General features: G+C 61.8%; 24 protein-coding genes. All 24 read left to right on the forward strand.

Annotated elements, in window-relative coordinates:
* The first annotated feature begins 30 nt into the window (after positions 1-30).
* The 24 genes from aroC to rpe all read left to right on the forward strand — a co-directional run bounded on the left by aroC (position 31) and on the right by rpe (position 24,523).
* On the forward strand, positions 31-1,236 hold the full coding sequence (aroC, locus tag I6E58_RS08035) for a chorismate synthase (RefSeq protein ID WP_197132066.1): 1,206 nt from the start codon (positions 31-33) through the stop codon (positions 1,234-1,236).
* Positions 1,226-1,735, forward strand: a complete 510-nt coding sequence (locus tag I6E58_RS08040; RefSeq protein WP_100388923.1) for a shikimate kinase — start codon at positions 1,226-1,228, stop codon at positions 1,733-1,735. The genes aroC and I6E58_RS08040 overlap by 11 nt, the downstream gene beginning before the upstream one ends.
* On the forward strand, positions 1,732-2,808 hold the full coding sequence (gene aroB / locus I6E58_RS08045) for a 3-dehydroquinate synthase (RefSeq protein ID WP_197132068.1): 1,077 nt from the start codon (positions 1,732-1,734) through the stop codon (positions 2,806-2,808). Before I6E58_RS08040 ends, aroB begins: the two co-directional genes overlap by 4 nt.
* Positions 2,809-2,834: 26 nt before the next feature.
* Positions 2,835-3,290 (forward strand): type II 3-dehydroquinate dehydratase, encoded by a 456-nt coding sequence (locus I6E58_RS08050; RefSeq protein ID WP_197132070.1) that lies wholly within the window; start codon positions 2,835-2,837, stop codon positions 3,288-3,290.
* A 71-nt stretch (positions 3,291-3,361) separates the two neighbouring features.
* Positions 3,362-3,925, forward strand: coding sequence for an elongation factor P (gene efp / locus I6E58_RS08055; RefSeq protein WP_197132072.1), 564 nt, complete (start codon positions 3,362-3,364; stop codon positions 3,923-3,925).
* Entirely contained in the window at positions 3,926-4,339 is a 414-nt protein-coding gene (gene nusB / locus I6E58_RS08060; RefSeq protein ID WP_197132074.1) for a transcription antitermination factor NusB, read from the forward strand.
* A 91-nt stretch (positions 4,340-4,430) separates the two neighbouring features.
* Positions 4,431-5,252, forward strand: a complete 822-nt coding sequence (locus I6E58_RS08065) for an ABC transporter ATP-binding protein (protein ID WP_197132076.1) — start codon at positions 4,431-4,433, stop codon at positions 5,250-5,252.
* A gap of 48 nt (positions 5,253-5,300) precedes the next feature.
* Positions 5,301-6,341 carry an aliphatic sulfonate ABC transporter substrate-binding protein gene (locus I6E58_RS08070; protein ID WP_197132079.1) on the forward strand — a complete coding sequence of 347 codons (1,041 nt, stop codon included), beginning with the start codon at positions 5,301-5,303 and terminating at the stop codon, positions 6,339-6,341.
* On the forward strand, positions 6,328-7,179 hold the full coding sequence (locus tag I6E58_RS08075) for an ABC transporter permease (RefSeq protein ID WP_307842034.1): 852 nt from the start codon (positions 6,328-6,330) through the stop codon (positions 7,177-7,179). Before I6E58_RS08070 ends, I6E58_RS08075 begins: the two co-directional genes overlap by 14 nt.
* 100 nt (positions 7,180-7,279) lie before the next feature.
* Positions 7,280-7,807 carry a bifunctional pyr operon transcriptional regulator/uracil phosphoribosyltransferase PyrR gene (gene pyrR, locus I6E58_RS08080; protein ID WP_197132085.1) on the forward strand — a complete coding sequence of 176 codons (528 nt, stop codon included), beginning with the start codon at positions 7,280-7,282 and terminating at the stop codon, positions 7,805-7,807.
* Complete coding sequence (locus I6E58_RS08085) at positions 7,804-8,751, forward strand: aspartate carbamoyltransferase catalytic subunit (RefSeq protein ID WP_197132088.1); 948 nt, start codon at positions 7,804-7,806, stop codon at positions 8,749-8,751. Before pyrR ends, I6E58_RS08085 begins: the two co-directional genes overlap by 4 nt.
* A gap of 58 nt (positions 8,752-8,809) precedes the next feature.
* Positions 8,810-10,135, forward strand: coding sequence for a dihydroorotase (locus I6E58_RS08090; protein ID WP_197132091.1), 1,326 nt, complete (start codon positions 8,810-8,812; stop codon positions 10,133-10,135).
* Positions 10,128-10,622 (forward strand): hypothetical protein, encoded by a 495-nt coding sequence (locus tag I6E58_RS08095; protein WP_197132094.1) that lies wholly within the window; start codon positions 10,128-10,130, stop codon positions 10,620-10,622. The genes I6E58_RS08090 and I6E58_RS08095 overlap by 8 nt, the downstream gene beginning before the upstream one ends.
* Positions 10,619-11,758 carry a glutamine-hydrolyzing carbamoyl-phosphate synthase small subunit gene (carA, locus tag I6E58_RS08100; protein ID WP_197132103.1) on the forward strand — a complete coding sequence of 380 codons (1,140 nt, stop codon included), beginning with the start codon at positions 10,619-10,621 and terminating at the stop codon, positions 11,756-11,758. The genes I6E58_RS08095 and carA overlap by 4 nt, the downstream gene beginning before the upstream one ends.
* Complete coding sequence (gene carB, locus I6E58_RS08105; protein WP_197132117.1) at positions 11,758-15,072, forward strand: carbamoyl-phosphate synthase large subunit; 3,315 nt, start codon at positions 11,758-11,760, stop codon at positions 15,070-15,072. Before carA ends, carB begins: the two co-directional genes overlap by 1 nt.
* Positions 15,065-15,907: an orotidine-5'-phosphate decarboxylase gene (gene pyrF, locus I6E58_RS08110; protein ID WP_197132119.1), complete on the forward strand. Its 843-nt coding sequence runs from the start codon at positions 15,065-15,067 to the stop codon at positions 15,905-15,907. The genes carB and pyrF overlap by 8 nt, the downstream gene beginning before the upstream one ends.
* The gene (gene gmk / locus I6E58_RS08115) at positions 15,907-16,836 is read left to right on the forward strand and encodes a guanylate kinase (RefSeq protein ID WP_197132121.1); all 930 of its coding nucleotides are present in this window, start codon (positions 15,907-15,909) and stop codon (positions 16,834-16,836) included. Before pyrF ends, gmk begins: the two co-directional genes overlap by 1 nt.
* Positions 16,829-17,089, forward strand: coding sequence for a DNA-directed RNA polymerase subunit omega (gene rpoZ, locus I6E58_RS08120; protein ID WP_009772249.1), 261 nt, complete (start codon positions 16,829-16,831; stop codon positions 17,087-17,089). Before gmk ends, rpoZ begins: the two co-directional genes overlap by 8 nt.
* Positions 17,090-17,100: 11 nt before the next feature.
* Positions 17,101-18,300 (forward strand): bifunctional phosphopantothenoylcysteine decarboxylase/phosphopantothenate--cysteine ligase CoaBC, encoded by a 1,200-nt coding sequence (coaBC, locus tag I6E58_RS08125; protein ID WP_197132123.1) that lies wholly within the window; start codon positions 17,101-17,103, stop codon positions 18,298-18,300.
* 29 nt (positions 18,301-18,329) lie between these two features.
* Positions 18,330-19,526 carry a methionine adenosyltransferase gene (gene metK, locus I6E58_RS08130; protein ID WP_197132125.1) on the forward strand — a complete coding sequence of 399 codons (1,197 nt, stop codon included), beginning with the start codon at positions 18,330-18,332 and terminating at the stop codon, positions 19,524-19,526.
* 2 nt (positions 19,527-19,528) lie between these two features.
* Positions 19,529-21,505: a primosomal protein N' gene (locus tag I6E58_RS08135; protein ID WP_197132127.1), complete on the forward strand. Its 1,977-nt coding sequence runs from the start codon at positions 19,529-19,531 to the stop codon at positions 21,503-21,505.
* A gap of 54 nt (positions 21,506-21,559) precedes the next feature.
* Complete coding sequence (gene fmt / locus I6E58_RS08140; protein ID WP_197132944.1) at positions 21,560-22,480, forward strand: methionyl-tRNA formyltransferase; 921 nt, start codon at positions 21,560-21,562, stop codon at positions 22,478-22,480.
* Positions 22,477-23,841: an RsmB/NOP family class I SAM-dependent RNA methyltransferase gene (locus tag I6E58_RS08145; RefSeq protein ID WP_197132128.1), complete on the forward strand. Its 1,365-nt coding sequence runs from the start codon at positions 22,477-22,479 to the stop codon at positions 23,839-23,841. Before fmt ends, I6E58_RS08145 begins: the two co-directional genes overlap by 4 nt.
* Positions 23,842-23,854: 13 nt before the next feature.
* Positions 23,855-24,523 carry a ribulose-phosphate 3-epimerase gene (gene rpe / locus I6E58_RS08150; protein ID WP_197132130.1) on the forward strand — a complete coding sequence of 223 codons (669 nt, stop codon included), beginning with the start codon at positions 23,855-23,857 and terminating at the stop codon, positions 24,521-24,523.
* Positions 24,524-24,579: the final 56 nt, after the last annotated feature.

Raw genomic sequence — 24,579 nt, forward strand, 5'->3', positions numbered from 1 at the left:
CCGACTCCGCTGATGTGGGAGGATTGTGGAATGCTTCGATGGTTAACGGCCGGGGAATCGCACGGCCCCGAATTGGTTGCAATTCTTGAGGGGATGCCCGCGGGCGTCCCCATCTCTCCCGAACAAATTCAGGCTGACTTGGTGCGTCGCACTCTGGGCTACGGCCGTGGTGCCCGCATGAAATTCGAGCAGGACGAACTCGCTCTCAGCGGTGGTATTCGTTTTGGTCTCACGATGGGCAGCCCCGTTGCGCTGCGCATCGGCAACACCGAATGGCCGCGCTGGGTCGACGTAATGAGTCCTGTGCCGGTCGATCCGGAGACGCTGCCGAAGGGCCGCGGTGCTGCGTTGACGCGCCCACGTCCCGGGCATGCCGACCTGGTCGGCATGCAGAAGTACGACTTTGCCGAATCTCGCAACGTTCTTGAGCGCGCTAGTGCGCGAGAGACCGCTGCACGCGTTGCCCTTGGCGCCGTAGCCCGAGCCTTTCTCGAGGGCCTCGGTATCCGCTTGGTCAGCCACACGCTCTCGATCGGTACCGTGCGATCGCCCGAAGGTAGCGCGTTGCCTGCTCCTGACGATGTCGTGACGCTGGATGCTGATCCGCTGCGGTGCTTTAACCCCGAAACCTCCAAGCGCATGGTCGCTGAGGTAGACCTTGCGCATGAAGACGGTGACACCCTCGGCGGCGTCGTCGAAGTTCTGGCTTATGGCCTTCCTCCCGGATTGGGTTCGTACACCCACTGGGATCGTCGTCTCGATGCTCAGCTTTCGGCGGCACTCATGGGCATTCAAGCGATCAAGGGCGTCGAAGTCGGAGATGGCTTTGAGACAGCTGGCCGCCGTGGTTCAGTAGCGCACGACGAGCTTGTTCAGGGCGAAGACGGTATTTCCCGTCTGAGTGACCGTGCTGGTGGAATCGAAGGTGGCATGACCACCGGTACCGTTCTGCGGGTTCGTGCTGCGATGAAGCCGATTTCTACGGTTCCGCGTGCTCTGCGCACGGTCGATGTTGCGACGGGCGAGGCTGCTGTTGCTCACCACCAGCGTTCTGATGTGTGCGCGGTGCCGGCATCCGGTGTTGTGGCTGAAGCCATGGTGGCGCTGACGCTCGCCAACTCGGTTCTCGAGAAGTTCGGTGGCGACTCGCTCGGTGAGACCAAACGCAACCTCGACGCGTACGTCGCAGCCATTCCTGACTCGCTCAGCACCACTCCGGCGTCTCGTGCTGAATGACGGTGGCGCCCTCGTGGTGATCATTGGCGCGCCCGGCTCGGGTAAGACGAAGGCGGGTAAGAAGCTTGCCAAGATTCTGGATGCGCCGCTTATCGACACTGACAAGGTCGTCGTAGCCTCGCACGGTCCCATCCCCGAGCTCTTCGCTGAATTCGGCGAAGAATATTTTCGCGAACGGGAACGCGAAGCCGTTGCGAATGCCTTGCTTGAACCCGCGGTCGTCACCCTCGGCGGGGGAGCGGTACTCAATCTCGAGACCCGTGCCGACCTTGCGTCCCATCGCGTTGTTCAACTCACGATGTCTAAAGCAGCTGCTCGCCTCCGCATCGCGGGCACGAAGCGTCCCCTCGCTAAGAACGCGGACGAGTGGGAAAAACTCGTGGAAGCACGACGCCCGATTTACGACGAACTTTCGTCGCTCACGATCGACACCTCACTGAAGCCAATGGAAAAAGTCGCGCGTGAGATCGCCGACTGGTTGGGAACCCAACAGCAATGACTGAAACCACGATCATCCCGGTCGCCGGCGCGAATCCTTACGACGTTCTTATCGGGCGGGGCCTGTTGCCGCAGCTCTCGGAGCAGCTTGGCCCGCGTGTGGCCAAAGTGCTCATCATCCACGCACCGACGCTGGGCGCCCGCGCTAATGCGCTTCGAGAGTCGCTCTCCGAGAAGTACGAAGTTCTTCTCGCCGAGATACCGGATGCCGAAGATGCGAAGCGCATCGAAGTCGCTGCCTTCTGCTGGCAGATCATGGGGCAGACCGACTTCACTCGCACGGATGCGGTAATCGGTTTTGGTGGCGGAGCAGCGACAGACCTCGCAGGGTTTGTCGCCGCAACCTGGCTGCGGGGCGTGAAGCTCATTCAGTGCCCGACGAGTGTCGCGGGCATGGTCGATGCTGCCGTCGGCGGCAAGACAGGCATCAACACCGCAGAGGGCAAGAACCTTGTGGGCGCATTTTACGCGCCGAGCGCCGTCGTTGCCGATCTCGATGTACTCGAAGATCTGCCGCGCAACGAGATTTTGGCTGGGTTCGCGGAGATCGTCAAGTGCGGTTTCATCGGTGAACCCGAGATCCTCGATCTCATTGAAGCCGATGTGGATGCGGTCACCGATCCTCATTCCGAATCGTTCCGTCGTGTCGTGGAGCTCTCGATCGGCCTTAAGGCTCGCGTCGTTGGCGAAGACTTCACCGAGACTGGCCTCCGCGAGACGCTCAACTACGGGCACACGCTGGGTCACGCGATCGAGCATGCCGAGCGTTACCGCTGGCGTCACGGCGCAGCAGTGTCCGTGGGCATGGTCTTTGCCGCCGAGCTTGCGCACCTCGCTGGTTCGCTGAGCTCGGAGGTCGTTGATCGACACCGCAGCATCCTGCAGTCGTTGAGCCTTCCCATCGACTACCCGCTCGGTCGCTGGAACACCCTGCTCGCCACTATGCAACGCGACAAGAAGGCCCGCGCCGGCATGATCCGTTTCGTCGTCCTCGACGCTGTGGGGCGCACGTCGATGCTCAACGGTCCTGACGAAGCCATGCTGTACTCCGCGTACCAGGAAGTCGGGGTCTAGCGGGCCTGTCTCGCTAGAGTGGAGCGGTGACTACAGTATTCGTGCTCAACGGGCCCAACCTTGGTCGGCTCGGCAGCAGAGAACCCGATGTGTACGGTGGCGGAACGCTCGTCGATCTTCAGGCTCAGCTTGAAGCCCACGTACAAACGCTGCCCAACGCAGCATCGATCACTCTCGATTTTCGCCAAACAGACAGCGAAACCGAACTGATTTCGTGGCTGCACGAAGCGGTGGATGCTGGCGCGCCCGTGATCATGAACCCGGCCGCGTTCACGCATTATTCCTATGCGCTTCGGGATGCGGCAGCTCAAGTCTCGGGTTCCGGGCTTCCGTTGATCGAAGTGCACATTACGAACCCTCACACCAGGGAAGAGTTCCGTCACACGAGTGTGATCTCGGGTGTCGCGACCGGCGTTATAGCCGGCTTCGGCTTTGAGTCCTATATTCTGGGCCTCGACGCGGTTGCACGGCGACTCAGTTAGACTCGAACGTTGGTTTTTTCACTTCGGTGTTTCAATCGCGCCTTTGCTCGTTAACAGAAACGGATTTACGAATGGCCTCTACCGCTGACATCAAGAACGGCGTCGTTCTCAACATGGACGGTGGACTGTGGTCCGTTATCGAGTTCCAGCACGTCAAGCCGGGCAAGGGTGGCGCCTTTGTGCGCACCAAGGTCAAGAACGTTCGTACGGGCAAGATTGTCGACCGCACGTTCAACGCAGGCGCAAAGATTGAGACTGAGGTTGTTGACCGCTCCGACTTTCAGTACCTCTACAAAGATGGCGAAAACTTCGTGTTCATGAACACGAGTGACTACGACCAGATCACCTTGAGCGAAGCCGCCGTGGGCGACGCCGCCAACTTCATGCTGGAGAACCAGAACGTCACGATTGCCCTCCACAACATGGAGCCGCTTTATGTTGAGCTCCCGGCATCCGTTGTTCTGGAGATCACCTACACCGAGCCCGGACTGCAAGGCGATCGTTCCACCGGTGGCAGCAAGCCAGCAACCGTCGAAACCGGCTACCAGATTCAGGTACCGCTCTTCATCGAGCAGGGCACCAGGGTCAAGGTCGATACCCGCGATGGCGGCTACCTCGGTCGCGTGAACGACTAAATGGGAGCTCGCACCAAGGCGCGTAAGCGCGCGCTTGACGTTATGTACGGCGCAGACGTTCGCGGCGAGAGCATCAATGCTGCTCTCGCGGCCGAGTCGCTGCGCGCAATGAGCGAACCTGCTCGGGCGACGGCGTGGGCTTACGCTCAAGACATCGTCGTGGGCATTACTGAGCACGGCGAAGAAATCGATGAACTCATCGAGACGTATTCGCAGGGGTGGCCTCTCAACCGAATGCCCGCCGTTGACCGTGCACTGCTGCGCATTGGTCTCTGGGAGATCATGTTCAACGCTGAGGTCCCCGCGGGCGTCGCGATCTCTGAAGCTGTCGAGTCGGCGAAAATCCATTCGACTGAAGACTCAGCCGGGTTCATCAATGGATTGCTCGGTCGCATCGCGGCTAGCCTCGAATAGTCAGGCTTATGTGACGTAGCGTTACGCGATTGCGTGACGCTACGTTACGACCTCGGTAGCCACCGTGTGATCCGGGTCTTAGCGTTCAGGGATGAGTTCTTCTTCCCTTCGCGCCAGCATCGCCTCTGACGCCCTTTCGGTCAGCATCCGTGGCCTCGCACGCAGTTTCGGCGAGCGCCGGGTGCTCAACGACGTCTCGCTTGAGATCGCTCCGGGAGAGATTGTCGCCCTCATCGGCCCGTCGGGTTGTGGAAAATCCACTCTATTGCGGCACATCGGGGGATTAGACACCCCGACTGCAGGTTCTGTCAGCATTGGCGACGCTCCAGTCGTGGGTTTAGATGCGCGGTCAGCGATCGCGTTCCAAGAGCCGCGGTTGCTTCCGTGGCGATCGCTCACGCGCAACGTTGAGGTGGGACTACCCCGCACGCGTCGCACCGTGAGTGACCGCGAGCGCGTCGGGCACCTTCTCGAGCTGGTCAAACTCTCCGGCTCCGCGCATTTGCGGCCTCGGCAGATCTCGGGCGGCATGGCTCAGCGAGTCTCTTTGGCGCGGGCTCTCGCACGCCAGCCCGGCGTGCTCCTGCTCGATGAACCGTTCGGCGCACTGGACGCTCTAACGCGGCTAGCGATGCAAGATCTCCTTCTGGAGCTCCACGCGGCAGAACCCGCGACCATCGTGATCGTCACGCACGATGTTGATGAGGCGTTGTACCTGGCCGACCGCGTCATCCTCTTGGGGTCTAGTACAGCGGATCCCCGCGATGCCGGTTCGAGTGTGCGATCTACCGTCACGGTCCCGGGGTATCGGCCGCGAGACCGGGGTGGCGCAGACCTTGCTGAGCTGCGGGCTGAACTACTCGAAGGCCTCGGCGTCGCCACCCACCATCTCACCATGGCTGACCGCAGCTAGCCCAGCCATTCGTTCTGCCCGTTCTCCCCACATCCCCTGAAGGAAATCATGTCTCGCCGTTCACTCTCATCACTTCTGACCGCAGGCGCGGTAGCGCTCACTCTAGGACTCTCCGGTTGCGTGGCGGGCGAAGGCTCAGCTCTCGCTCCCGAAGCAGCCGGCGATGAGGGTGGGTGGAGCAGTGACACTCTCGCGGTCGACTTCGCGACCTACAACCCGCTCAGCCTGATCATCAAGGAAGAGGGCTGGCTCGAGTCAACTCTCGGCGATGATGTCGAGGTCACTTGGCTGCAGTCATCCGGTTCCGCCGCCGCCAACGATGCCTTACGAGCCGGTGCCTTGGATGTCGGTTCCACTGCCGGCTCGGCGGCGTTGTTGGCTCGCGCTAACGGTTCGCCGATCAAGACGGTAGATGTGTACTCGCAGCCGAACTGGTCCGCGATCGTCGTTGCCGCCGACTCTCCCATTCAGTCGGCGGAAGATCTGCGCGGCAAGAACATTGCCGCGAACGCGGGCACTGACCCCTATTTCTTCCTGCTCCAGACGCTTGCCGAGTTCGACATCGGGCTCGATGAGGTTACGATCACTCAGCTGCAGCACGCCGACGGCAAGACCGCGTTGGAGTCGGGCGCGGTGGATGCCTGGGCTGGCCTTGATCCGCTCATGAGCGCATCCGTCGTGAATGCCGGTTCGCGCATCGTGTATGACAACCCTGACTTCAATAGCTATGGCTTTCTCAACGCCACGGAGACCTTCCTCGAGAAGTCGCCAGATCTAGCCCAAGTGGTTGTCGACGCGTATGAGAAGGCGCGCCAATGGGCCGCGGAGAACCCGGATGACGCTGCCGCGATTTTCGCGGATGTCGCCGGCATCGATCTCCCCATCGCGAACTCAGTGCTGCTGGAGCGCACGGACCTCGCGATCGACCCGGCTCCCGGGCAGAAGCAACTCGACGTGCTGAATGTCATCGGGCCCATTTTCGTGGACTCGGGCGCCGTGGCTGAGCAGTCGCAGATTGATGATGCTCTCGCCTCGCTCTTCGAAACGACCTACGTCGACAGTGCGGATCCCAGCCGTGTCGCTGAATAACCCGTTCGCGTTGCTGGAGCGGCCCGCCGTCACTGATGTCGCGGTTGCTCCGGCGCCCGTCGAGCCGGTTCGTTCGCCCCGCCGTCGCTGGATTCGCCCGGTTCTGCTGGGCGCTGTCCTCCCACTCACGGTGATTGCCCTCTGGCAGATCATCGCCACATCAGGTCTGGTTGCCAGCTACCGGCTGCCGACACCGCTCAGCGTGGTGGCGGCCGGTGTTGACCTCTACGAGCGCGGGGTGCTCTACCAACACGTGGCGATCTCCACCCAGCGCGTTCTCCTGGGGTTCCTGATCGGTTCGATCGTCGGTCTTGCGTTGGCTTCTGTCGTTGGGCTTTCCGCTCGGCTGTCAGAGTTTTTTGCTCCCACTTTAGGAGCTTTGCGCGCGGTTCCCTCTCTCGCGTGGGTTCCTCTTCTCGGGCTCTACCTCGGGTACAACGAAGACTCCAAGGTCGCGCTCATCGCTATCGGCGCTTTTTTCCCGGTGTACACGACAGTGGCATCCGCACTGCGTCATGTGGATTCCCATTTGGTCGAACTGGGCCGAAGCTACGGGTATTCGGGGCCGGCCTTACTCGGCCTCGTGCAGTTGCCTGCTGTCGTGCCAGCAGTAATCTCGTCGCTGCGCTTGGCGCTGGCCCAGGCCTGGCTGTTTCTGGTGGCGGGGGAGTTGCTTGGTGCTTCACTCGGCCTAGGCTTCTTGCTCGTCGATTCGCAGCAGAACGGACGTATTGACCGGCTGTTCCTCACGATCATCCTGCTGGGGGTTCTTGGAAAGCTGACCGATGCGGCGGTGGGGGTGCTCGAACGTTTCCTCCTTAAGCGTTGGGGCTCGTAACTCTCGGGCGGGGAGCGTGAACAGATCATGAAGGTGCGCTAGAGTCGTTGAAACAGATTTCCTTTAAATTCCGTCCAGAGAGGCGGGGAAGGAGGTCAGAATGTCTGTACGCACAGTCCTACAGCATGCTGATATCACCCGGGCGTTGACTCGAATTTCCCACGAGATTCTGGAGTCCAATCGCGGCTCAGACGACCTCGTCATTCTGGGTATTCCTACGCGTGGCGTCACGCTGGCGACACGCATCGCGGCCATCATCCACTCGGTCGATTCCGCGGCGATCCCTGCCGGGGCTCTTGACGTCACGATGTACCGCGACGATCTCGCACAAAATCCCACGCGGGCAACCCGACCGACCGACATCCCGAGTGGCGGTATCGATGGCAAGACCGTCGTGCTTGTCGATGACGTGCTGTACTCGGGCCGCACCATCCGTGCAGCGCTGGATGCACTCGGCGATCTCGGGCGACCTCGCGCCGTGCGTCTCGCCGTGCTCGTCGACCGTGGACACCGTGAATTTCCGATTCGTGCCGATTTTGTGGGCAAGAACCTTCCCAGCTCTGCGGATGAACGGATCAACGTGCGCCTCGAAGAAATCGACGGAATGGATGAGGTGACCATCGGATGAGAAACCTCCTCACCACCCAGGGGCTGTCTCGCGACGAGGCGATCGCAATTCTCGACGTTGCTGAAGACATGGCAAGCGTCTCGGAGCGTGAAGTCAAGAAGCTGCCCACGCTTCGCGGCAAGACAGTGATCAACCTCTTTTTCGAGGATTCCACGCGCACCCGCATTTCTTTTGAAGCGGCCGCCAAGCGACTGAGCGCCGACGTCATCAACTTCGCCGCCAAAGGATCGAGCGTCTCCAAGGGCGAAAACCTCAAGGACACTGCACAAACTCTGGCCGCGATGGGCGCCGACGCGGTCGTCGTGCGCCATTGGGCATCCGGAGCGCCGAAGACTCTCGCGGATAGTGGCTGGATCGACGCCGGAATCGTGAACGCCGGTGACGGCACGCACGAGCATCCGACTCAGGCTCTTCTTGATGCTTTCACGATTCGTCGCCGCCTTCACGGAACAGCTGCTCGCGGCAAAGGACTCGACGGAGTCAATGTCACCATCGTCGGTGACATTGTGCACTCGCGAGTCGCGCGATCGAACGTGTGGCTTCTCACGACACTGGGCGCTCACGTGACTCTCGTGGCGCCGGCCACCTTGCTTCCCGTCAACCTCAGCGGCTGGCCCGTCGACGTCTCGTATGACCTCGACCACGCCATCGCGCAGAATCCCGACGTCATCATGATGTTGCGGGTGCAAGCGGAACGGATGGCCGCGGCCTTCTTCCCCAATGCCCGCGAATACTCCCGCCAGTGGGGTCTCAACGACGAACGGATGGCCGCCCTGCCAGCCAGTAGCATGGTCATGCACCCTGGGCCGATGAACCGCGGCCTCGAAATCTCGGCTGCCGCCGCAGATTCGCCACAGTCAACAGTGCTTGAGCAAGTGGCGAATGGCGTCTCCGTGCGCATGTCGGTGCTGTATCACTTGCTGTCCGGAGCTGTGGAGCGGTGAGCGCGGGAATGCTGCCCGCCGCCCCTCAACGTGAAATAATCCAGAGAAGAGGACTCTCGTGAGTATCAGAATCGTCAACGCCACGCTGCCGAATGGTGAGCGCGGAGATTTCACGATTGAGCGCGGCGTCTTCACGGATGCCACCGCTGCAGACCGCACGATCGATGCAGCCGGTCTGCAGGCTCTCCCGGGCCTCGTCGACCTCCACACTCATTTGCGCGAACCGGGGTTCGAGCAGAGCGAAACTGTTCTGTCGGGTACGCGCGCTGCCGCGATGGGTGGTTTCACCGCCGTATTCGCGATGGCCAACACCATGCCTGTTCAAGACACGGCCGGAGTAGTCGAGCAAGTGCAGTCGCTTGGGCTCGACCACGGGTACGCCACCGTTCGCCCGATCGGCGCGGTCACTGAGGGACTCAATGGTGTGAAACTCTCCGAAATCGGTGCGATGGCCAACTCGCGCGCCAACGTGCGGGTGTTCTCCGACGATGGAAAGTGCGTGCATAACGCGTTGCTGATGCGGCGCGCGCTCGAATACGTCAAGACCTTTGATGGAGTCGTCGCTCAGCACGCTCAAGAACCGACGTTGACAGTCGATGCTCAAATGAACGAGGGCGCTGTCTCGAGCGAGCTCGGGCTCGCCGGCTGGCCCGCTGTCGCGGAAGAGTCAATTATCGCCCGAGACGTTTTGCTTGCCGAGCACGTGGGCGCCCGTCTTCACATCTGCCACTTATCCACCGCCGGTTCGGTCGACGTCATCCGCTGGGCAAAGGCTCGCGGGATCGCCGTCACTGCAGAGGTAACGCCTCACCACTTGCTTCTCACAGAGGAACTCGTGCGGGGCTACGACGCTCGCTTCAAAGTAAACCCGCCGCTGCGTCGCGACGAAGATGTCCACGCCCTGCGTGCGGCTCTCGCCGACGGCACGATCGACATCGTCGCGACCGATCACGCGCCGCACCCTCCCGAGGCAAAAGAATGCTCCTGGGCCGAGGCCGCGTTCGGAATGGTGGGGCTCGAATCAGCGCTCAACGTGGTTCAGCAAGCCGTCGTTGACACCGGCCAGCTCGACTGGGCGGATGTTGCGCGAGTGCTCTCGCAGAAGCCGGCAGAAATCGGTCGTCTTGACGGTTACGCAACGCCGTTCGCTCTCGGAGCCCCCGCCAACATCGTGCTGGTAGACCCGAGCGCTCGTTCGACATTCTCGAAAGAATCACTGCGCGGCAAGAGCGCGAACTCGCCGTACTTAGGGCGAGAGCTTCCCGGTCGGGTGATGACCACCATCCATAACGGCTACGAGACAGTGCGGGATGGCGAAGTCGTGGATGCTGTTGAGGTCGCTCAGCAGGCGCGCGCAGCCGGGAGCGAGGCAGGTCGTGGCTAAAGACATTCCGCTGCTCATTCTGGTCAGCCTTGCGCTGATTCTGCTGGCGCTGATGGTGTTCGGCTGGTACTCGCGCAAGCGACGACAAGCCCACATCGGCGCCCCGGTGACACCCCCTGCCGACCTTGATCCGACTGAACTCCGCTTCAGCGGAAAGTACGTTGCGACAACCGTCGCTGGTGATCAGCTCAACCGCATCAACGTCCATGGTTTGGGCTTCCGGGCGAACTGCCTCCTTGAAGTGCATCCCGAGGGCATCGTCGTTTCTCGCGCAGGTTCCCCTGATCTCTGGGTGTCTGGCTCGAATGTGCGCGGCTTTACGCGCGCAACCTGGACCATCGACCGCGTGGTCGAAAGCAACGGACTGCAGGTGATCGAGTGGAATCTCGATGGCACTGCAGTCGATAGTTATTTCCGAATGGATGACCCGGAGGCGTGTGAACGCGCTCTCGATAGTGTCGTCGGCAACGAAAGGCAGTCCCAGTGACCTTTGAACCCGCAGTGCTCGTTCTCGAAGATGGCTCGCGCTATCTCGGTCAGGCCTATGGTGCCCGCGGCCAGAAGATTGGCGAGGTCGTCTTTGCGACCGGGATGACCGGCTACCAAGAGACCATCACCGATCCCAGCTACGCGGGACAGATTGTCGTCATGACGGCACCCCACATCGGTAACACCGGTGTGAACTCCGAAGACCCCGAGTCCTCTCGCATTTGGGTGTCGGGCTTCGTCGTGCGCGACGCGAGTCGTGTCGTCTCGAACTTTCGTGCTGAAGAGTCGCTGGATGCTCAACTCATCGAGCAGGGCATCATCGGTATCAGCGGTGTAGACACCCGTGCGATAACCCGTCGCTTGCGCGATGCTGGCTCGATGCGCGGCGGCATCTTCTCCGGCGAGGCTGCCGACCTCAGCGTCGAAGAGCAGCTCGCGGCGATCACAGCAGCGGCCGAGATGGCGGGTCAGAGTCTGTCGTCTGAAGTGTCCACCTCTGAGGCCTACGTTGTCGAAGCGAAGGGGGAGAGCATTGGTCGGTTGGCCGTTCTGGACCTCGGCGTGAAGACCTCCACGCTCAACTACCTCGCCGAGCGCGGATTTGAGGTGCACGTGCTTCCGCAGACCGTCACCTTCGACGAGATGCTCGCGATCGAGCCCGTCGCCGTGTTCTACTCGAACGGCCCCGGCGACCCCTCCGCATCCGACGGTCACGTTGAGCTGTTGACCCAGGTTCTCAAGAAGGGCCTCCCGTTCTTCGGAATCTGCTTCGGCAACCAGCTCCTGGGCCGCGCGCTCGGCTACGGCACCTACAAGTTGCCGTTCGGTCACCGCGGTATCAACCAGCCGGTCATCGATGTGAAGACCTTGCGCACCGAGATCACCGCGCACAACCACGGATTCGCAGTCGACGCTCCGATTGGTGAGGTCAGCCAGTCGCCGGCAGGCTTCGGTCGCGTCGAAGTGAGCCACGTCAACCTCAACGACAACGTGGTTGAAGGCCTCCGGGCCCTCGACATTCCCGCGTTCTCCGTTCAGTACCACCCCGAAGCGGCCTCCGGCCCGCACGATGCCAATTACCTCTTCGACAGGTTCCGCGACCTTGTTCTCGAGACCGCAAAGGACGCCAAGTAATGCCCAAGAGAGACGACATTTCATCGGTACTCGTTATCGGCTCCGGCCCGATCGTTATCGGTCAGGCCGCTGAATTCGATTACTCCGGCACTCAGGCCTGCCGCGTGCTGCGTGAGGAGGGCATCCGTGTCATCCTCGTGAACTCGAACCCTGCCACGATCATGACCGATCCAGACTTCGCTGATGCCACGTACATCGAGCCCATCACGTGGGAAGTCATCGAGTCGATCATCGCCAAGGAACGTCCGGATGCACTGCTTCCGACTCTCGGAGGCCAGACTGCTCTCAACGCGGCCATCGAGCTCGACGCTCACGGCATCCTCGAGAAGTACAACGTCGAACTGATCGGCGCCAACCTCGAAGCCATCAACAAGGGTGAAGACCGCCAGATCTTCAAACAGCTCGTTCTCGACTGTGGAGCGGATGTCGCCAAGTCGCACATCGCTCACACGGTTGCTGAAGCGGTTGAGTTCGCCGAAGACCTGGGCTACCCGCTCGTTATCCGCCCCTCGTTCACGATGGGCGGCCTCGGCTCAGGCTTTGCGTACACCCCCGAAGAACTCGTTCGTATGGTCACCGATGGCCTTCACCAGAGCCCGACCACCGAAGTTCTTCTCGAGGAGAGCATCCTCGGGTGGAAAGAATACGAACTCGAGCTCATGCGCGACACGTCAGACAACACCGTTGTCGTGTGTTCGATTGAGAATGTCGACCCGGTGGGTGTGCACACGGGAGACTCGATCACGGTCGCTCCCGCGCTCACGCTGACCGACCGCGAGTACCAGAACCTGCGCAACATTGGTATCGACATCATCCGTGCTGTCGGCGTCGACACCGGTGGCTGCAACATCCAGTTCGCCATCGACCCGGCCAATGGTCGCGTCATCGTCATTGAGATGAACCCGCGAGTGTCTCGGTCGAGCGCGCTGGCGTCGAAGGCAACGGGCTTCCCGATCGCGAAAATCGCGGCCAAGCTCGCCATCGGCTACCGCCTCGACGAGATCCCGAACGACATCACCAAGGTGACGCCGGCCAGCTTCGAGCCGACGCTCGACTATGTCGTCGTCAAGGTTCCTCGCTTCGCCTTCGAGAAGTTCCCCGCCGCCGACACGCGTCTCACGACGACGATGAAGTCGGTCGGTGAAGCAATGGCGATTGGCCGTAACTACTCGACCGCTCTGCAGAAGGCACTTCGTTCGCTCGAGAAGCGCGATTCGAGCTTCCACTGGAATGGGGAAGTCGGCAACAAGGATGAGCTGCTCACGTTATCGTCGGTCGCTACCGACGGTCGCATCGTCACCGTGCAGCAGGCCATGCGTGCCGGTGCGACGTCAGAAGAAGTCTTCGACGCCACCAAGATCGACCCCTGGTTCATCGACCAGATCGCACTCATTAACGAAGTTGCAGCGGATGTTGCAGCGGCACCAGAGTTGACGGCGGCTCTGTTGACCTACGCGAAGAACCACGGCTTCAGCGATGTTCAGATCGCTGACTTGCGCGGACTGACCGAGGCTGAGGTACGCGACGTGCGCTGGAACCTCGATGTGCGCCCCGTCTTCAAGACGGTCGACACGTGTGCTGGCGAATTCCCGGCTCTGACGCCGTACCACTACTCGAGCTACGACTCCGAAACTGAGGTCGTGCCCAGCGACAAGAAGAAGGTCGTCATCCTCGGGTCAGGCCCGAACCGTATCGGTCAGGGCATTGAGTTCGACTACTCGTGTGTTCACGCTTCGTTCGCGCTGTCGGACGCTGGCTACGAGACAATCATGATCAACTGCAACCCCGAGACGGTATCTACCGACTACGACACGAGCGACCGCCTGTACTTTGAGCCACTCACTCTCGAAGACGTGCTGGAAATCATCCACGCCGAGAGCGGCAGCGGTGAGCTCCTGGGCGTCATTGTGCAGCTCGGTGGCCAGACGGCGCTCGGGCTTGCTCAGGGCCTCAAGGATGCCGGCATTCCGATTCTCGGTACCACTCCGGAAGCGATTGACCTCGCCGAGGAACGTGGACTCTTCTCTGCCATTCTCGACAACGCAGGCTTGCTCGCGCCCAAGAATGGCACGGCGACCAATCAGTCCGAAGCGATCGTGATTGCGGAGGACATCGGCTACCCGGTTCTCGTGCGCCCGTCGCACGTGCTCGGCGGCCGCGGGATGGAGATCGTCTACGACTCCGAAGCTCTCGCCGACTACTTCGATCGCGTTCGCGACCTCGTCATCATCTCGGAGAAATCGCCGCTGCTCGTCGACCGTTTCTTGGACGACGCCATCGAGATTGACATCGACGCCATCTACGACGGTAACGAACTGTACGTCGGCGGAATCATGGAGCACATCGAAGAGGCCGGTATTCACTCCGGTGACTCGGCGTGCACCCTGCCCTCCGTCACGCTCGGTCGCGACGTGCTCAACCGGGTTCGGGAAGCGACGCTCGCCATCGCCGAAGGAATCGGCGTGCGCGGACTGATCAATGTGCAGTTCGCGATCGGTCAGGGCATTCTCTACGTGCTTGAGGCCAACCCGCGGGCGAGCCGCACCGTTCCCTTTGTTTCCAAGGCGCTCGGCATCCCGCTCGCTAAGGCTGCCGCCCTGGTAATGGCCGGTTCCAGCATCCGCTCGCTCGTCGAAAGTGGACTCCTGCCGGTGCTTGATGGCTCGCAAGTGCCGTCGACTTCGCCGGTATCGGTCAAGGAAGCAGTGCTGCCGTTCAAGCGGTTCCGTACCGTCGAGGGCAACGTCGTCGACTCGGTTCTCGGCCCGGAGATGCGCTCCACCGGTGAAGTCATGGGTATCGATTCCAACTTCCCGAAGGCGTTCGCCAAGAGCCAGGAGGCTGCGTACGGCGGTCTTCCCGATGGAGGATCGGTATTCGTCTCTGTCGCTGACCGCGACAAGCGCGCTGTCATCCTGCCGGTTTTGCGGTTGAGCCAGCTCGGCTTCACCATTCTGGCCACCGAGGGCACCGCCGAGATTCTCGCGCGCAACGGCATCGAGGCTCAGGTCGTGCGCAAGTACTTCATGGGTCAAGAATTGGATGCGGCTGAGCCGTCGATTGTCGAACTCATCAATGATGGCAAGGTCGACGTTGTGATCAACACGCCAAGTGGGCGCAGTGCTCGCGCCGATGGCTATGAGATCCGTACGGCGACGGTTGCCGCAGATAAGCCGATCTTCACGACCATCGCCCAACTCGCAGCAGCAGTGGCGTCGTTCGAGGCGATCCGCGACGGCTTCGACGTTCGCTCGCTGCAGGACTACGCGCTCGACCGCGCTGCCGAGCTCGAGAAGGTAGCCAACAATGCCTAGTTTCGCTTCGCGACTGGCGCAGACCTTCGATGAGTTCGGGGGAGTGTGTCTAGGGATCGACCCGCATCCGTTCCTGCTCGAGACGTGGGGTCTCTCCAACGACGCTCACGGCGTTCGCGAGTTCGCGCTTCGTGCGGTGGATGCCGCAGCCGGCAATGTAGGAATGATCAAACCCCAGGTGGCGTTCTTCGAGCGCTTCGGGTCTGCGGGGTACGCGATTCTCGAGGAGTCATTCGCCTTGGCGCGCTCCGCCGGGCTGATTGTGATCGCCGATGTGAAGCGTGGCGACCTGTCGTCATCCGTTGATGCCTACGGGCAGGCCTGGCTCACGCCGGGCTCTCCGCTCGAGGCTGACGCGATGACGGCGGTGGCCTATCAGGGCGTTTCTGAGCTTTCAGGACCTTTCGAGTTGGCGCGGTCGGCGGGCAAGGGAATTTTCGTTCTTGCGGCGACTTCTAACGCAGCAGCGCGAAGCATCCAGACGGCTCGAATCGCTGAGGGGGAGCACGAGGGTGCGACCGTGGCGGCAAGTGTTGTTCGTGATGTGGCGGCGCTCAATACCGAAAGCGGACTGGGATCGTTCGGCGTGGTGATCGGTGCGACCGTCGAGGTCGCCGACTACGGCATCAAGAACGGCGAGCTTGTGGATCTGCCCATTCTGGCTCCCGGTTTTGGTGCCCAGGGTGCCCAGGTCGAGCAAGCTCGTGAGCTGTATGGCGATGCTGTAGCGAACACAATCGTGACGGTGTCCCGCAGTGTTTTGCAGGAGGGCGCAAGCCAGATTCCGGCTGAACTTCGATCGTTGCGTTCTCAACTCCGTGAGCAGGTTCGCTAATGGGCCCTCGTCCGACTCCTCCCGCTGTGGACCGCGCAGCGGCCTCACGCGCCGCGATTGCAGCGCGACGCGCCCGGGCTGCGGTGAAGCGAGAAGTCGCCGAACGCGCACGAACCGCGCTCAGCGTCGCACGCACCGCGTGGGCTCAGCCAGAAAGCGCTGAAGCTCGACTCTTAGTTCGAGAGCTGCTGATGAGCGTTCCTTCGCTTGGCCCGACCCGTGTCGAGTCGATCATGGCCGACCTCGCGATTGCCGACCGAAAGCGAGTGGGCGGGTTGGGTCCGAAACAGCGCCAGCGATTGACCGACTACTTGTCGAGCCGCCAAGGCCCCGAGCCAACACGACTCGTCGTGCTTGCGGGCCCGACTGCCGTCGGCAAGGGCACCGTGTCGAGTTTCATTCGGGAGAATCATCCGGATGTTCTACTCAGCGTTTCTGCCACTACTCGCAAGCCCCGCCCGGGCGAAATCGATGGCGTTCACTACTACTTCGTGACTGATGACGAGTTCGATTCGATGATTGGCAATAGCGAACTCTTGGAGTGGGCGGTCGTGCACAACTCCTACCGCTACGGCACGCCGCGGCCTCCCATCGATGCTGCACTGGCCGAGGGTAAGCGGGTTCTGCTCGAGATCGACCTTCAGGGTGCACGCTCGGTGCGCACCGTTATGCCGGAAGCGTTGTTGGTCTTCTTGCTGCCGCCCACGTGGGAAGAATTAGTGCGCCGCCTCATCGGCCGCGGCACCGAAGAACCCGCCGAACAGTCTCGCCGTTTGGAGACTGCAAAGGTCGAATTGGCGGCTCAGGATGAGTTCGATGTCAAGGTTGTGAACACAGAAGTAAGCCAAGCGGCTCAAGAAGTCGTAGAATTGATGGATGCGCCCGCTGGCGCGACCACTTCCGACTCCAAGGAGCACCCCTATGGTTGACAAGAACTCGGGCATCATTGATCCCCCCATCGACGAACTTCTGTCGAAGGTTGACTCCAAGTACCAGCTCGTTATCTTCGCTTCCAAGCGCGCTCGTCAGATCAACGACTACTACGCAGACCTTCACGAAGGCAGCCTCTTCGACAACGTAGGGCCTCTCGTAGACTCCACGATCGAAGACAAGCCCCTTTCGGTTGCTCTCCACGAGATCAACGAAAACAAGCTCGAACTCAAGCGACTCAGCGGCGAATAGAACGTTCCTCGGTGACCGCGCTCAACGTTGTCGTCGGAATTTCTGGCGGAATAGCTGCTTATAAAGCAGTCTCTGTTGTGCGCGAGCTTGTGCTTGCTGGCCACGACGTTCATGTCGTGGCCACAAGCAACGCCCTCAAGTTTGTGGGGCTACCCACTCTTGAGGCGATCAGTCGCAACCCGGTCCACACCGACCTCTACGAGGGCGTGGACGAGGTTCGGCACGTCGCTGTCGGTCAAGCGGCAGACGTCATTGTTGTTGCACCCGCGACGGCCAACACGATCGCGAAGATCGCCACCGGCCAAGCCAACGATTTTCTCGGCAACACCATCCTTGCCAGCACTGCTCCCGTGCTCGTCGCTCCGGCGATGCACACGGAGATGTGGCAGAACGCTGCCACGGTAGCCAACGTCGAGACACTTCGCTCTCGTGGCATCCACATCATCGGCCCCGAATCCGGGCAACTCACCGGTTCTGACAATGGACCTGGCCGGATGTCTGAGCCGAGCGACATTGTCGCCGCTGTGCTCGACGCTGCGGCCGCCACTCGCGATCTCGCGGGCCGCTCCGTGCTCGTCACGGCAGGGGGCACGCGCGAGCCCCTCGATCCGGTGCGCTTCATTGGTAATCGTTCGAGCGGTAAACAGGGCGTTGCTCTGGCGATGGCTGCGGCGTCTCGCGGCGCCGACGTCACGCTGATTGCCGCGAACCTCGAAGTTCCGCTGCCGTCGGGAGTGCGTTGTGTGCAGGTGGGAACAACGCGTGAACTGCAGACTGCGGTGACGGCTGAGGCAGCATCTGCCGATCTCGTGATTATGGCCGCGGCGGTTGCTGACTACCGCCCGGCCGAGACAGCGCAATCCAAGATCAAGAAGCGCAGCGACACCAGCACGCTTGAACTGCGCTTGGAAGAGAACCCAGACATTCTCCGGGGTCTCTCGAACGCCCGGCCGCGCGAGCAGACGATCGTGGGCTTCGCTGCGGAGACCGAACCAGACGACGCTGCGCTGCTCGAATTGGGCCGGAGCAAAGTATCCCGCAAGGGCTGCGACTACCTCGTGATCAACCGAGTCGGTTGGACCGAGGGATTCGCCACAGACAGTAACACTGTCATCGTCATCAACGGCGGCGGCGATAGAGTGGGCGAGGCAAGCGGAAGCAAGTTGTCGGTGGCTCACCGCATTCTGGATCTTGTGTTCGCAGCCCGCTGACATCCATTCATCACTACCGGAGACGGCTTATGACTTCGCCCCTGCGCACCTTCACCTCGGAGTCCGTTACCGAGGGTCACCCCGACAAGATTTGTGACCAGATCAGCGACGGTATTCTGGACGCGCTGCTTCGAGAAGACCCGAACGCGCGCGTCGCCGTTGAAACTCTCGTGACAACCGGTCTGGTTCATGTTGCGGGCGAGGTCACCACCACCGGCTATGCCGACATTCCCGCCATCGTGCGCGATCGCATTTCGGAAATCGGGTACGACTCCTCGGCCGTCGGCTTCGATGGTCGTTCATGTGGCGTCTCGATCTCGATCGGTGCTCAGTCTCCGGATATTGCGCAGGGCGTTGACCGAGCTCTCGAAGCTCGTGAAGAGCATTCACAAGACGCTCTGGATGTGCTGGGGGCCGGTGACCAGGGTGTCATGTTCGGTTACGCCACTAACGAGACCCCGCAGCTGATGCCCGCCCCGATCTGGTTTGCGCACCGCATGGCAGAGCGGCTGGCCGAAGTGCGCAAAGAAGGCCTTGTCGACTATCTGCGCCCCGATGGCAAAACTCAGGTGACCGTCGGCTACGAGGGTTCCGTGCCCCGCAGTATTGAGACTGTGGTGCTGTCCACGCAGCATTCACCCTCCGTCTCAACCGCGCAGCTGCGTCAGGAGATTGAGGAGTTGGTGGTTCGCCCCATCGCCGAAAGTTCGGGCCTCGATCTCTCGAACCTGCAGGCGATTGTGAACCCCAGCGGCCGCTTCGAAATCGGTGGCCCTCAGGGCGATGCCGGTGTCACCGGCCGCAAAGTCATCGTCGACACTTACGGTGGCGCTTCTCGGCACGGCGGGGGAGCGTTCAGCGGAAAAGACCCCTCTAAAGTCGATCGCTCAGCAACCTACGCGATGCGCTGGGTCGCCAAAAATGCGGTGGCGGCAGGCCTTGCCGACCGCGTCGAAGTGCAGATTGCGTATGCAATCGGTCGCGCGGCTCCCGTCAGCCTTTACGTGGAAACCTTCGGTACGGGGCATGTCTCCGATGAGGTACTCCTTGGCGCGATTCACGAAGTATTTGACCTGCGCCCCGGGGCGATCATTCGTGATCTCGACCTGTTGCGTCCCATCTACGCTAAGACGGCCACCTATGGCCACTTCGGTCGCGAGCTTCCCGAGTTCACCTGGGAGCGCCTCGACCGCGTCGACGCACTTCGCCAGGCGGCCGGCCTGTAGCGATGACTGACGCATCCATCGCTCGGGTGCTCATTGATTCGCCTCTGCCCCAGTTAGACAGGCTCTTTGACTACGCGATCCCCGAGAAGCTTCGTGCCGAGGCTAAGGCGGGCGTGCGCGTCAAAGCGCCGCTCAGAACGCTCGGGCGCCTCGTTGAGGGCTGGATTGTCGAGCTCACCGACACCGTGGATTACGCCGGAAAACTGAGTGAACTCGACTCCGTCATTTCACCGTTCCCGGTGCTCTCGCCCGAAGTTTGGACGCTTGCGCGCACGGCTGCCGATCGCGCCGCCGGCAACGCGGCAGACGTCTTAAGGCTGGGCATCCCGAAACGCCACGCGCGCGCCGAGAAAACCCTGCCTGATCCCGCCACCACCACGTTCGCGCCACTGGTGAAGCCGGGCCCAGTGGCGTTCTTCGACGAGGGTGCCATCGAGACTCTCGTCACGCAGCGCAAGCGTGCGGCGCTCTCCGCACCCACTGGCGTCACTGAGGTGGCCCCGGGAGTGTGGGTCGGTCGTTGGGCGGTCACGATGGTCGAGCTGGCGGCCCACGCGCTTTTCCAAGGAACCACGACGATCCTCGCGACGCCGGACTTCCGCGATCAAGAGCAGCTTGAAGCGGCCGCGGCGGCTCTGCTGCCTGCTGACCGAGTGTTGAGACTGGATGCTCGTCAGAGCGTTCAAAAACGCTACGGTAACTTCCTCCGTACTCACGACAACACGGCCTATGTGATCATCGGCAATCGCTCGGCGGTGTACGCGCCGGCAGCCAACCTCGGGCTCATCGTGGTGTGGGATGACGGTGATTCGCTCTACAGCGAAAATCTCTCGCCGTATATTCACACGCGAGATGCCGCGTTGCTTCGCCAAGAGCAACAGCAGAGCGCACTGGTCTTTCTTAGCCATTCCCGCAGCACCGAAGTACAGCGGCTCGTCGAAGTCGGCTGGTTGGTTGCTCTCAACCCTGGAGGGCTTCGTCCGCCGAAAGTAATTCCCTCCGCAAACCAGGTCAGCCAGGATCGTCTGGCGGCGATTGCACGCATTCCCTCGGCGGCGTGGAAGGCCGCGCGGGCTGGTCTCGACGAGGGGCCGGTTCTCGTGCAGGTGGCGCGTCCCGGCTACGCACCGCGTCTCGCGTGCGCGGACTGCGCCCAAACGGCTCGCTGCACGACTTGCGCCGGGCCGCTGGCGCAGCGTTCGGCATCCGCAACCCCTAGTTGTGTCTGGTGCGGCGCCCTCGCCGTGAAATGGCGGTGCCGCGAGTGCGATGGTGTGAAACTACGGATGGTCGGATCGGGAAGCGCCCGTACCGCTGACGAGTTGGGTCGGGCATTCCCGGGCTATCGCGTCATCGTCGCCGACGGCGATCATCAAGTGCTCACGGTCGCCAACGAGCCCTCGCTCGTGATTGCCACCCGGGGCGCTGAGCCCGTGGCCGAAGGCGGCTACCGGGCGGTGCTGCTGCTTGATGGCGCCGGAATGCTGGCACGCGAGAGCCTTCGCGTGGCTGAAGACTGTCTCCGGTGGTGGTCAAACGCGATCGCCTTGGCAGCAGATGGCGCCCCCACAGTGATCGTGGGAGTCGGTGGCGCGCTCGCCACCTCGCTCGTGACGTGGCGCCAAGAAGATTTCGCCCTGACCGAACTCGCGGACCGTCGCGAACTTCGCTTTCCGCCCGCAGTGCGGGTAGCGACCCTCACCGGCAAGGTCGCACTCATCGACGATGCGATCAGGCAGCTGCCCGTAGCGCCGCTCGATATTCTCGGTCCGGTTGATCTGCCCGGTGGTCTGGTGCGAACCATTGTTCGATTTGACTACAAGGACGGCGCCGCTGTCGCCGAACAACTCAAGGCGCTCGTGGTCACGGCAACGACCGTGGCGCGCAGTAGTCGCAAACCCGGCACACCCCGAGCGCAACAACCGCCACCGGGCTTGCGTGTTCACCTCGACGATTTGGAGCCCTTTGTCGACCTCTAATCTTCGAGTGCGCGCAATTACCCAAATTCGCGAGACAATTGACGGATGACTTCCTTGCGACTTCTTTTTGCCGGTAGCCCCGAGGTAGCTGTCCCCAGTCTCGAGGCCTTGCTGAACTCGGAGCACGACGTTGCTGGAGTACTCACGCGCACCGATTCGCCCCAGGGACGACGCCGCGTGATGACGCCAACGCCCGTGGCGGCGCGGGCTCAAGAAGCTGGGGTGAGCGTTATTCGAGCCAACCGCCTTGACGCGGCTGCGGCATCCGCCATCGACGACCTTCAGGTTGATCTCGGTGTGATCGTGGCCTACGGCGGTCTGGTGCCTGCGAACGTCCTCACGATTCCTCGCCTCGGCTGGATCAACCTTCACTTTTCGTTGTTGCCGCAGTGGCGTGGAGCCGCCCCCGTGCAACGCGCGATTATGGCGGGGGATACTGTGGCGGGCGCGACAGTCTTCCAACTCGTTGAGCAGCTCGACGCGGGCGATATTTTTGCCACGATGACCGAGCCAATTGGTGCTCAGCAGACCGCGGGCTCGTTACTTCAGCAATTGTCGCTGTCCGGCGCCACGCTGCTGTCACAGGTCGTCGACTCGCTTGCTGCCGGAACAGCTGATGCCGAACCGCAGGTCGGTGAAGTGACCTTGGCGCCGAAGCTCGCGCTCGACGACGGTCGTATCGACTGGACTGAATCAGCGCAGACAGTCCATAACCTCATCCGCGGCGTCACGCCCGAGCCCGGTGCATCGACCTCAATTGAAGGCAGCCGCCTCAAGGTGCTTGAGGCCGCCATTGCGCGCGACACCCCGTCGCTCGCTCCGGGCCACTTCGAATTTGCCGGTAAAAAGGTCTTGGTCGGCACAGCGACCGCCCCCCTAGAACTTCTCCGGGTCCATCCCGAGGGACGCAAAGCAATGGATGCCGCAGCCTGGTGGCGCGGCCTGAATTCAGAATCAGAGGTGGTGGCTTCGTGAGCTACGCACAGTCAGCCCGTCGAGTCGCACTCGATGTCATCATGGCGGTGCGCGAGTCCGATGCCTACGCAAACCTGCTCCTACCCGTGCATCTCGAACGCGCCAAACTCTCGGGCGCAGATGCCGGACTTGCCACCGAGCTGACCTACGGCACGCTGCGCATGCAGGGGTACTACGACGCCGTTATCGCCCAGGCCGCTGGCCGAGCGGTCTCGAAGATCGATCCTCCGGTGCTCGATGTATTGCGGCTCGCGACTCATCAACTGCTGTCGATGCGTGTCCCTTCGCATGCAGCCGTCGATGAGTCGGTGCGCTTGGCGAAGACCATTGGCTCTCGTTCAGCCGTTGGCTTCGTCAATGCGGTGTTGCGTGCCATCACCAAGCATGATGCCGAGACCTGGCGCGAGCGCGTGATCGCCGCAGCAGGCACCGGTGAAGAAGCCCTGGCGCTGGCGTATTCCCATCCGCTGTGGGTCACTCGCGCGTTCCGGCAGGTGCTTGTTGCCGAGGGCCGTGAGGCTGAACTTGAGGGCCTCTTGGCGGCTGACAATGTGCCGGCCCGTGTCTCGGTCGTGGCGCTGCCGGGGTTCTCTGAGGCTGAGGACATCGATGTGACACCCTCCGAGTACTCGCCCATTGGCGGTGCTCTTCGCGAAGGTGATCCGGCCAAGAATGCGGCCATCGCTTCCGGCCGCGCCCGCGTGCAAGATGAGGGTTCGCAGATCGCAGCACTGGCGCTCAGCCGTGTTCGGCCCATCGTGGCGGGGGAGTCGTGGCTCGACATGTGTGCAGGCCCCGGCGGTAAAGCGGCGCTGCTCGCCGCTGAAGCTCTGCAGGGTGGCGCGACGCTCACCGCGAACGAACTCGTACCCGCTCGTGCGAAGCTCGTCCGCAACGCTCTGGCCGTCTTCGAAGCCCCACCCGAGGTGTGGGAAAAAGATGGCGTAGAACTTGGTGAGGAATACCCTGCTCAATTTGATCGCATCCTGCTCGATGCGCCGTGCACGGGGCTTGGCGCGCTTCGTCGTCGGCCGGAGGCGCGGTGGCGCAAGCAGCCAGGCGATGTGGCCCAGCTCGGAGCGCTCCAAACTGCGTTATTGACATCAGCATTGAAAGCGTTGAAGCCGGGTGGAGTGCTGGCGTACGTCACGTGCTCACCGCACGCCGCGGAAACCAAGGCGATCGTCGGTTCAGTGTTGCGCAAGGTCGAAGGAGTAACCAAGATGGACACTCCCGCAGTGGTGCAGAGCTTTTCGAAAGCACAGCTCGACCTGCCCGAAGCAACTCACGTTCAGCTGTGGCCACACCGTCACGGAACTGACGCCATGTTTATTCAGCTGCTCGTTAAAGCTGACGCCTAGAGAGGTTTCGCTTATGTCCGTTCGAATCAACCCGAGCATTCTGGCGGCGGATTTCGTGAATCTTGAGCGCGATATCGCGAAGATCTCGAACGCCGACCTCGTTCACGTCGACATCATGGACAACCACTTCGTCCCGAACTTGACGTTCGGTCTTCAGATGACGGAGCGCATCCAGCAGGTCTCGACGATTCCGCTTGATGTGCACTTGATGATCACCGATCCGGATCGGTGGGCTCCCGAGTATGCAGACCTCGGCGCGTACGGCGTCACTTTTCATGCTGAAGCGGCGGCGGATGCCGTGGGCCTTGCGCGAACGCTGCGGGCGAAAGGTGCGCGAGCTGGAATCGCGGTGAAGCCTGGAACGTCGATCAGCCCGTATCTCGAATTGCTCGAAGAGTTCGACCAGGTGCTGGTGATGACCGTCGAGCCAGGTTTTGGCGGCCAGAGCTTCATGGAGGAGACGATGCCCAAGCTCACCCAGCTTCGTGAACTCGTCGACAAGCGCGGGCTCGATGTCTGGCTCCAGGTTGACGGCGGAGTCGACGAGCGCACGATCGAGATCGCAGCTGCGGCCGGAGCAGACACGTTTGTTGCCGGTTCTGCGGTCTACCGCGGCGACGACCCGTCTTTGCGAGTCTCCGAACTGCGCGAGAAGGCTCGCGCGCACCGGCACGCTCACTAGCCCTCAGCCGAGGGTTCTGCTGAGTGCTGAGTCTTTTTGCCAAGGTAGGCCAGGCG

The organism is Salinibacterium sp. SWN1162 (genome assembly GCF_015864675.1).
Classification (GTDB): Bacteria; Actinomycetota; Actinomycetes; order Actinomycetales; family Microbacteriaceae; genus Rhodoglobus.

Excerpts from the sequence above, each read along its gene's own strand:
- rpe (WP_197132130.1), top strand. The coding sequence starts at position 23,855 with ATGTCCGTTCGAATCAACCCGAGCATTCTGGCGGCGGATTTCGTGAAT.
- I6E58_RS08065 (WP_197132076.1), top strand. The coding sequence starts at position 4,431 with ATGAGTTCTTCTTCCCTTCGCGCCAGCATCGCCTCTGACGCCCTTTCG.
- metK (WP_197132125.1), top strand. The coding sequence starts at position 18,330 with ATGACTTCGCCCCTGCGCACCTTCACCTCGGAGTCCGTTACCGAGGGT.
- aroC (WP_197132066.1), top strand. The coding sequence starts at position 31 with ATGCTTCGATGGTTAACGGCCGGGGAATCGCACGGCCCCGAATTGGTT.
- aroB (WP_197132068.1), top strand. The coding sequence starts at position 1,732 with ATGACTGAAACCACGATCATCCCGGTCGCCGGCGCGAATCCTTACGAC.
- efp (WP_197132072.1), top strand. The coding sequence starts at position 3,362 with ATGGCCTCTACCGCTGACATCAAGAACGGCGTCGTTCTCAACATGGAC.
- pyrR (WP_197132085.1), top strand. The coding sequence starts at position 7,280 with ATGTCTGTACGCACAGTCCTACAGCATGCTGATATCACCCGGGCGTTG.
- I6E58_RS08085 (WP_197132088.1), top strand. The coding sequence starts at position 7,804 with ATGAGAAACCTCCTCACCACCCAGGGGCTGTCTCGCGACGAGGCGATC.
- rpoZ (WP_009772249.1), top strand. The coding sequence starts at position 16,829 with ATGGTTGACAAGAACTCGGGCATCATTGATCCCCCCATCGACGAACTT.
- I6E58_RS08135 (WP_197132127.1), top strand. The coding sequence starts at position 19,529 with ATGACTGACGCATCCATCGCTCGGGTGCTCATTGATTCGCCTCTGCCC.
- pyrF (WP_197132119.1), top strand. The coding sequence starts at position 15,065 with ATGCCTAGTTTCGCTTCGCGACTGGCGCAGACCTTCGATGAGTTCGGG.
- carB (WP_197132117.1), top strand. The coding sequence starts at position 11,758 with ATGCCCAAGAGAGACGACATTTCATCGGTACTCGTTATCGGCTCCGGC.
- I6E58_RS08070 (WP_197132079.1), top strand. The coding sequence starts at position 5,301 with ATGTCTCGCCGTTCACTCTCATCACTTCTGACCGCAGGCGCGGTAGCG.
- nusB (WP_197132074.1), top strand. The coding sequence starts at position 3,926 with ATGGGAGCTCGCACCAAGGCGCGTAAGCGCGCGCTTGACGTTATGTAC.
- gmk (WP_197132121.1), top strand. The coding sequence starts at position 15,907 with ATGGGCCCTCGTCCGACTCCTCCCGCTGTGGACCGCGCAGCGGCCTCA.